7 protein-coding genes and 2 pseudogenes are annotated in these 8276 nt (G+C 38.6%); 2 read left to right on the top strand and 7 right to left on the bottom strand.

Annotated features, from left to right (window positions below):
* A pseudogene (locus ACFWE9_RS24475) lies at positions 1–455 on the bottom strand (DDE-type integrase/transposase/recombinase); the annotation flags it as partial.
* A gap of 38 nt (positions 456–493) precedes the next feature.
* On the opposite strand from ACFWE9_RS24475, the gene ACFWE9_RS24480 reads away from it, so the two are divergent.
* Entirely contained in the window at positions 494–673 is a 180-nt protein-coding gene (locus ACFWE9_RS24480; RefSeq protein ID WP_230155481.1) for a hypothetical protein, read from the top strand.
* Positions 674–1098: 425 nt separating this feature from the next.
* Here the strand turns inward: ACFWE9_RS24480 and ACFWE9_RS24485 are convergent, their stop codons facing one another.
* The 5 genes from ACFWE9_RS24485 to ACFWE9_RS24505 form a co-directional block, all read right to left on the bottom strand.
* Positions 1099–1950, bottom strand: a complete 852-nt coding sequence (locus ACFWE9_RS24485) for an aldo/keto reductase (protein WP_230155479.1) — start codon at positions 1948–1950, stop codon at positions 1099–1101.
* 31 nt (positions 1951–1981) lie between these two features.
* Positions 1982–2194 carry a hypothetical protein gene (locus ACFWE9_RS24490; protein ID WP_230155477.1) on the bottom strand — a complete coding sequence of 71 codons (213 nt, stop codon included), beginning with the start codon at positions 2192–2194 and terminating at the stop codon, positions 1982–1984.
* A 99-nt stretch (positions 2195–2293) separates the two neighbouring features.
* Positions 2294–2938: an NAD(P)H-binding protein gene (locus ACFWE9_RS24495; RefSeq protein ID WP_230155475.1), complete on the bottom strand. Its 645-nt coding sequence runs from the start codon at positions 2936–2938 to the stop codon at positions 2294–2296.
* 166 nt (positions 2939–3104) lie between these two features.
* Positions 3105–3821, bottom strand: coding sequence for an SDR family oxidoreductase (locus tag ACFWE9_RS24500; protein ID WP_377359243.1), 717 nt, complete (start codon positions 3819–3821; stop codon positions 3105–3107).
* A 123-nt stretch (positions 3822–3944) separates the two neighbouring features.
* On the bottom strand, positions 3945–5117 hold the full coding sequence (locus ACFWE9_RS24505; RefSeq protein WP_377359245.1) for an MFS transporter: 1173 nt from the start codon (positions 5115–5117) through the stop codon (positions 3945–3947).
* A 414-nt stretch (positions 5118–5531) separates the two neighbouring features.
* On the opposite strand from ACFWE9_RS24505, the gene ACFWE9_RS24510 reads away from it, so the two are divergent.
* Complete coding sequence (locus ACFWE9_RS24510; RefSeq protein WP_377359247.1) at positions 5532–6449, top strand: AraC family transcriptional regulator; 918 nt, start codon at positions 5532–5534, stop codon at positions 6447–6449.
* A 572-nt stretch (positions 6450–7021) separates the two neighbouring features.
* On the opposite strand, the pseudogene ACFWE9_RS24515 reads toward ACFWE9_RS24510, so the two are convergent.
* Positions 7022–7669 (bottom strand): annotated as a pseudogene (locus tag ACFWE9_RS24515) (SPFH domain-containing protein); the annotation flags it as partial.
* Positions 7670–8276 lie beyond the last annotated feature (607 nt).

Genomic DNA, 8276 nt, shown 5'->3' on the forward strand with positions numbered 1-8276 from the left:
ACGTGGTTGACTTCTTCCTTTTTTAATAGGGCATGAAAGGATTCAATACAGGCATTATCGTACGGGCAACCTTTCTGACTAAAGGATCGCTTAATATGATGATTTTGAATATGTTAAGTATACTCACTACTTGTATATTGTGAGTCAAGATCCGTATGAAGAACTAAGCCCTCCGAGGGCTTTTGGGAAAAGTGAGCGTTATTGAATGCTTGTATGACCAGTTCTGTCGTCATTGAACGAGAAAATGAATACCCTACTATTATCTTAGAATGAAGATCCAATATCGAAGCTAAATAACACCATCCGTCTTTTAACGTGTGGATATACGTAATATCTGCTACCCCTTTCTCATTAATGGTCTGAGTAGTAAAGTCTCGTTTTAGCAAATTATCCAATTGAATAATCTTTTCTTTAGATAGATAGGGACGGTATTTTTTCTTAGTAATAGAACGAATTCTGGTAATAAAAAAAATCTGTAGCAGCTGGACTGGGTGTGAGTATTGTATCAAAAATGATGATTGAAGATGATCCATATATTGAGAGTGGCCGCATTAAAGCGATACCGTTAATCGGTTATCCCTTTAATTTTTCTTTATCTTTTGGTGCCATTTATGACCCAAATCGTTCGAATTATAAATTGATCCAAAGCATGCTTGCTTATTTCAATAAATAGAATTAAAAATTCCGATTAGCATCAGGCGAGATATAATGTTTTTTACAACATAACGATGAATAAAATCCTGTCAACTTTACACTCAATTTGACTTTGATCAAACGATATTCCAAAGCGACAATAAGAAAAAAGCCGAGTTTCAAATAGAGATTGGCTTTATCTGTAACTTTGTGAAGGGTTCTACTTAAAAAAACTCCCGTTAGCTTAAAAAGAACTCAAAAGAACTCAAAACAACCATAAATCTTCACCAATCTGGCCCTATAGTTGAATAAGAACAAAATAATATAATGAAAACAGCCAGATATTATTCTGGCTGTTTTTGAAATCAAAATCATCATAATCTTGCAGAGTACGTACTTTAACTATTTTTACAGTTTATGAAGTTCTCCTTACTCCACTTCGTTATGTGTATAAGGACTAGGGCATTAAATATCAAGTTTACGGTTACCGAGCGATTTTACCATTCCAGGATCCCTATGTGAGAAGAACAAGCTCTCTTTCGTATCTAACGTCGCAATCTTCTCCAGGTCCTCTTGGCTTAATTCAAAGTCAAAGATATTAAAGTTTTCGATGATTCTTTCTTTACGAACAGACTTCGGAATCACTACGACTCCTCTTTGTGTCAGCCAACGTAAAATTACTTGAGCAACAGATTTATTATGCTTTTCAGCAATTGATACTAATACTTCATTTTGGAACATGTCATTTTTCCCTTCAGCAAAAGGCGCCCAGGACTCGATTTGAACATTGTTTTCTTCCATAAGTTTAGCACTTTCTACTTGCTGGCAGAAAGGATTTGTTTCAACCTGGTTTACAGCTGGAACCACTTCATTATGGGTAATTAAATCTACTAGACGGTCTGCGTAGAAGTTACTAACTCCGATTGCCTTGATCTTACCTTCACGGTATAATTCCTCCATCGCACGCCAAGAGCCATATACATCACCAAATGGTTGATGAATTAAATACAAATCTAGATAATCCAATTGCAATCTTTCCAGTGACTTTACGAATGCTTTCTTTGTATTCTCATAACCAGCATCTTGAACCCAAAGTTTTGTCGTAATAAATAGTTCCTCTCTTGGCACGCCACTTCGTTTGATTGCTCGGCCGACCTCCTCTTCATTTAAATAAGACGCGGCCGTATCAATCAAACGATATCCTGCCATAAGGGCATCATAAACGGCTTGTTCACATTCCTTTGGATCGTTCATTTGAAAAACACCAAATCCAAGTATAGGCATCTCAACACCATTGTTTAAAATTACTTTTTGCATATAAAATCCTCCTGTTTTTCAATATTAAATGTCAGTCATTTGCCTGTTCTTTTTGCGAAATCTGAACCTGCCGGATAGCGATTCCCGAAATCTTGATCTTTGAGAGCACATCGTTCAAATTCCTTAATTCCTCTTGCGCGTACCGGGAGTTGGTACAATGTTTCTGGGCATGCACCCATGCGAGTACGATTTGTGCCGTTGTTATTTCTTTCCCTACTGGACTCTTCTTTATCAGTTCGACCAAGACCTGATTTGCTTCAAGATTATTCAGTTGGAAGCGCGGAACAATACCGCGAAAGTCAGAGCTAACAAATGTTGTTTTCTTATCAATCTTCCTTATATCTTAATAAAATGATGGCTTCGCCCAATCTGTATCAGGTTCACTCACTCCTAGACTGGCTTGAAGATATTTATCACTTTTTTCTTCGATGATATCCATTATTAATTGAGTTACTGCTTGACGCGTAACTTGTGCACCTTTAAATGGCTCTCCTTTTTGGGTAATCATATATTTAGTATTCCCAGCTTGGTTGTAAAGCCATGTTATTCTTAATAGTGTATAATCGAGGTTAGAATTTTCAAGCAACCGTGCAGATTCAATCTGGGAACGCATTCTGGTGCTTCCACCAATCATACGTTTATTCCATTCCCCAAAAGCTCCCAATACTTCATCATAAATTCCAAGAATGGATGCCGCGATTACTCTTCTCACTCCTGCATTATGCATTGCATCAATTATTGTTTTCGTTGATTCTTCATCACCCATGTCATTAATATATACAAGGTCAACATCTTTCATAGCATCGATCAGTTCATCTCTGTCTTTAAAATCACCATCAAAAATAACTTCCCGGCTATCATCAATAATAGTTAAACGCTTATGCCCGTTTCTTGCATAAAGAACGATAGAATGGTCAGTTTTATTGAGCAATTCATTTGTTAGCATACGGGTTATTTGGCCTGCTGCACCTAAAATCAAAATTTTCATAATACCACTCCTCGTATAATAAATTTTGTTCCTTGCAAAACACACCAAAGCCGAGTATAGGCATCTCAACACCATTGTTTAAAAATACTTTTTAAATATATAAGTCTCCTGTTTTTAAACAATCGGAACATACTACTTAAATTAAACAAAATTTATTGGTGTTAAATTATCTCTCTTGATGTGTAGGACGAATAAGCATTTCATTAATTGCTACATCTGATCGTTGTTCAATGGCAAAAGCAATTGCACCAGCAATACTCTCAGCGTCAATCGCACCTTCATAAACTTTATCGATTCCTGGCTTGAGGTCCATATTTGTAATGGAATTTATTAATTCACTTGTAACTGCTCCTGGTGAGATAATGGTTGTGCGGATATTATTGCTATACTCTTCTTTACGTAAACCTTCCGTAATCGCACGTACAGCAAACTTTGTTCCTGCATAGACCGTACTTCCAGCTCCAACAACATGTCCAGCTACTGAAGACAAATTAATGACATGTCCTGATTTTTGTTCTCGCATGGATGGAAGAACAGCCGCAATCCCATAAAGTACGCCTTTAATATTGACGTCAATCATCTTATTCCAGTCTTCGATTCTTTTCTTATAAAGAAATGAATGCGGCATGACGCCAGCATTATTCACTAATACATCAATTCTTCCGAACTCTTGAAGCGCATACTCAGCAAGCTCTTCCATTTGTTCATGTGACGTTACATCGGTTACTTTATAAAGAGCTTTTCCACCATTTTTTTCGATGTCTTTCTGTAACTGTTGTAAACGTTCTTCACGACGAGCTGCCAAGACCAACTTCGCACCTGTAGAAGCAAGTTTTTTAGCTGTTGCCTCTCCAATTCCACTAGAAGCACCTGTAATAATCACAACTTTATCTTTTGTATTAGATCATTTATATCTATCCTTTCTTAATAAAAAGTAAATTTATTGATTCAGCAGATGATTTGCCATCTAAAAGCAAATCATCTGCTGAATCAATTTTCTAAAACTTCACTGCTGTGCACTTGAGAGCTCATGGCTGCGTCTACATGAAAACACTCCAATTAGTAGAGCAATCACGACTGATGTAGCTACAACCCAACTGATCTCTTGTATTGATGACCTTCCCGCAACAATACCTCCAATTCCAGCACCCGCGGCAAATCCAAGTTGGACAAAGGAACTGTTCAGACTAAGCACGATACTAGAGGCTTCTGGAGTAAGCAAGACTAGGTTAAAGTTTTGGGTAGGTCCGAACGTCCAAGCAGCGATTTCCCAAATCATGAGCAACGGGAGGGTAACCATTACCCATCCAAATCCAGAGACAGTAGACAGCAATACTAGCGAGATGATGTGGACAGCCATGGATCCGACCAGCGTGCGGACGATGCCGATCCGGTCTGCCAATAAGCCACCAACCTTAGAGCCAATCAAGCTCGCGATACCCATAGCTAAGAGAATCATACTCAATTTTTCTTTCATAGTTGGCATAACGGCGGTCAGAAAGGGTGTGATATACGTATTGAGCATTGAATAACTAATAAATACAAAGAAGGTTACACCAAGAGTGAGTGCGACTCTCGGATTCTTCAAGAGAGCAAGACGCTTACCCAGAGAAACAGCCGCCTCGCTTTCCATGACTGGAATCGTCCGTGCAACGGCAAAGATAGCCAGTAGGCTGAAGAGTCCGATGCCCCAGAAGATGACCTTCCAATCATAAGACGAAGCAATCATACGGCCAAGGGGAACGCCAAAGACAAGGGAAGAGCTATACCCCATTGCGACATTGGCCATCGCTCCACCCTGACGTCCAGGAGCCGCCAGTTTTGCAGCTATACCATAGGCGGTGACAACGAAGACCCCTGTTCCAATCCCTAGTAAAACGCGAGAGGCCATCAGCCATCCAAAGCCTGGAAGAGCAATTACCCCAATGACGCCGAGTAATATGATGGCGAGAGCCAGTAACAATTGCTTACGCTGATCCATCTTCGAGGTTGCTACCATAACAAGGGGCGTGCCGATTGCGTTACCGAGAGCGAATACGGTAATAAGCTGACCTGCGGTTGCTACCGATACTTCGACGGAAGCAGCCACTTGATCCAACGTACCTACGATGACGAATTGTGAAGTACCGACCACTAAGCTAATAAGGGTCAGCATGTAAATTTTCCATGTATTATTCATTCTGTTCTATCTACTCCTTTATCTATGATGTGATATATTAAAGCTTACATTTTAGACTATTTGTATTTATTGTTTAGTTACCAGTAAAAATTCCCCTCAAACTTCTACACTTGGAAGCCACAGTATAACCAGGCCTTATTTTCATACAATCAGCACGATAGAAGAAACTTCTAAATCACTTCTTCATAATCTACGCTTTTGCATTATTGTTTTTCCATTCTTTGCATTATTCTCACTTTAAATGGTTATATTATTTAGCCGCGTCCTTATTATGCAACAAATGAGAAAGTAACCGGTATCCCATTCTTCTCAAATGATTGCCTAATCCTCTCAATGATACTTGCATAACGTTACATAACAGAGAGATATGCATTATAATGGCACTATCAAAGAGAAAGGAACAAGGAGGATCTTATGTCTGAACAAATTTATGAATGGCAGGGTGAGCTTGCTAAAATGATTGAGCATTATTCAGGGCGGGATGGTACCCACTCAACGGCTATTCCATCTTTATTTTTCAGTCGTCAATCTAATGCTATCGGACCGAATTATGGAGTTTACAATCCTTCCCTATGCATTATCGTCCAGGGTATGAAGGAGGTATTACTGGCTCAGGAACGCTTTACGTACAGTCCTGCCGATTACCTTGTTGCATCTGTTGATTTACCGGTCACCGCCCAAGTCATAGAAGCCTCTCCAGATGTTCCCTATTTAGCTTTCAAACTTGAATTTACACCAAGTCAAATCTTAGAGGTTTTAGGTAATGCTGAAATTCAAGCTGATTCGAAAAAAAATACGAAGAGAGCCATGTTTGTCAGCCCGATAGACTCATCCATGTTAGATGCGGTGATTAGATTAGTTCGCTTGCTAGATACCCCTCAGGATATTCCAGTACTTGCGCCTCTATTCAAGCAGGAAATTCTCTATAGGGTTCTGCAAGGGCCACATGGAGGAACACTAGAGCAGATGGCAATAGAAGGTAGCTATACCTATCGTATTAGAGACGTAATTGAACATATCATGCATCACTATAATCAGTCTTTTCGAATTGAGGATCTTGCAGATATAGCAAGCATGAGTGTTTCTTCGCTCCATAGACACTTTAAAGAGGTCACAGCGATGAGTCCGATTCAGTTCCAAAAACAAATAAGACTACAGGAAGCCCGGCACTTGTTATTATCCGAGTCAACAGATGCAGCTGATGTCTCCTTTCGAGTCGGATATGAAAGCCCATCACATTTCAGTCGTGAATATTCACGACTGTTTGGGCTTCCACCTAGAGAAGATATAAAGCGACTGAGAGAGAAAAATAATCAAAGAACAAACGCATGAATTTCCCCTACTCAACAGGCAGGATAGTAAAAAAATCAAGTAATAAAAAAGGTCTTACTATACTTTTTTCCTAGTAAGGCCTTTCATGTTGATTTGAGGATAAAACGTTTTCTCAAATGAGTACTACATATTCTGCTTGTGGCCCCTTTTGCTCCTAATATTCAATATAAGAGACTTTCTGCCCCCATTTCTAATAAACTAGAGTTAGATTGATTACGAATAGAACTAAAATGGACAAACAAATCTTCTTCATTACTATCTGGAGAAATAATCCAAAGCCTTTTTCATAATCGAAACACTTTATTTTACCTTCTTACTTTTCAACACAAACACTCCTCCGACAGTATCATTTATAGGGGAATAATATAATCGAAAGATTATTTTTCGTTAACGATTAGATTATGTAATTTAAATGCTTCGCTAGAATTAGTTCCTAAACCCATATATTTCATATGGAAACGACGACAGAGATGGCGTATAACATTTATAATATATGGAATAGCATCTTTAGGTGCCGTACCTTGAACTAACAGATAAACACGTTTGCCTGCTAATGGGGCATCCAAGACGTCTGCAAAACGATCAATTTTATACTTATCGGCATCCGCTTCTGTAATTTGTTTCATCTTGTTAGCGGAAGCAGCCTGCTCTACCGCATAACGGTCGGCATCCGCCTTTTTCTTCACTTCTGAATCATATTGCTTTTCACGGCGGAGGATTTCTTTTTCCTCTAACTCGATCTGCTTCTGTCGTTCGATGATCCTGATTTGCATTTCCTGTTCCGTTACATCCTGCTTGGATCTGGCCGTTTCAAGATCATATGCTTGGTCAGCCCGTGCTTTGGCAATATCTTGCTCACGTCTGAACTCAGCTACCTTCAACTTGTTTATTTTTTCAGCTTCGGCAATTTCTGTTGCCCTCTCAAGTTCGGCTTGCTGTGCTTCCTTCGACGCTTCGGCACGCTTGATTCGCGTTTCTTTCTCTGCTTCTGCGGTAGCTATATCGGCATCTCTCTTGACTTGTGCAATTCTTGGCTTACCAAGGGATTCAAGATATCCATTTTTGTCACGAACATCTTTTATTGTGAATGATACGATGATGAGCCCCATTTTAGCTAAATCCTGGGAGGCTACCCTCTGTACTTCCTGGGAAAACTTTTCGCGATTTTTATAAATTTCCTCGACTGTCATCGACCCAAGGATGGAACGAAGATGTCCCTCGTTGTAACAGGGCTATATTATGGGAGAAATAAAAGAATCTATATATGGTATATGGAGTATTCATTTAACCCAAGTGTTTCTGGGAGAAATAAAACCTAAAATGTATCATTTTCCGAAAGGTGTTAAGACAGTAGTTCATCCTAATATAGTTTCAATTTTTGAACCACATACTCACTACTTATTCTTTTGTTATTTTTCTTATTATAGGTCCCTAAAAGATTTTTCTAGAATTAGAGTGAAAATAAACAATAGGTAGTAGATATTATTGTGTAGTACTTAAGAGTATTTATTTTAAGAAGCAATAAAATTAATCATAAGCATGGGGGAATATTAAGTCTTAGAATTCAGTCGTACCAGTTACATCTTTCCATAGTGCTCCCGCAATGCAATTTCCGTAGGCAGTACATTAAATGAAGCTGATTTTGATAACCATAAACATAAAAAATCCAGATTCAAGATGAACTGGACTCATAAAAATACTAGAATTTCATTCAAAAATAAACGATTAAGGGCATTTTGTGGATCAATAATCAGTATTATGTAAACTTAAGACGATATCAATTAGTACTAAAGAAAAGAGAGGCTCCTTCTTTAAGATCAATAAACC

This window comes from Peribacillus sp. NPDC060253 (assembly GCF_042727425.1).
Lineage (GTDB): Bacteria > Bacillota > Bacilli > Bacillales > DSM-1321 > Peribacillus.

Bases quoted from the DNA above. Each gene is read 5' to 3' on its own strand.
- ACFWE9_RS24485 (WP_230155479.1), bottom strand. From the start codon at position 1,950: ATGCAAAAAGTAATTTTAAACAATGGTGTTGAGATGCCTATACTTGGA.
- ACFWE9_RS24495 (WP_230155475.1), bottom strand. From the start codon at position 2,938: ATGAAAATTTTGATTTTAGGTGCAGCAGGCCAAATAACCCGTATGCTA.
- ACFWE9_RS24505 (WP_377359245.1), bottom strand. From the start codon at position 5,117: ATGAATAATACATGGAAAATTTACATGCTGACCCTTATTAGCTTAGTG.
- ACFWE9_RS24510 (WP_377359247.1), top strand. From the start codon at position 5,532: ATGTCTGAACAAATTTATGAATGGCAGGGTGAGCTTGCTAAAATGATT.